At 66.5% G+C, this 248-nt stretch carries 1 protein-coding gene; it reads left to right on the top strand.

Features of this window, described 5'->3' with window-relative positions; translation table 11 throughout:
* Positions 1 to 248 (top strand): PAS domain-containing protein (locus ACCD05_RS32015; protein ID WP_413397716.1); only part of this gene is annotated, 248 nt, incomplete at both ends.

The following is a 248-nucleotide window of genomic DNA, read 5'->3' as shown; positions in this document are numbered from 1 at the left end:
CCACCGAGCAGGTCGCGGAACGCGGCGCGAGCCGGGCGGACGATCTCGCCGAGACGCTCAACCTGCTGATCGACGGCGCCGAGGGCTGCGCCATCTACATGCTCGATCCCCAGGGCCACGTGACGATCTGGAACAAGGCGGCCGAGCGGATCCAGGGCTGGAGCGAGCGCGAGGTGGTGGGGCAGCATTGCTCGATCTTCTATCCGGATGTCGCGGTTGAGGTCGAAAAGCCGCAGCATGATCTCGAC

This window comes from Rhizobium sp. Rhizsp42 (genome assembly GCF_047304155.1).
Classification (GTDB): Bacteria; Pseudomonadota; Alphaproteobacteria; order Rhizobiales; family Rhizobiaceae; genus Rhizobium.
This window is presented reverse-complemented; position numbering and strand designations above follow the sequence as displayed.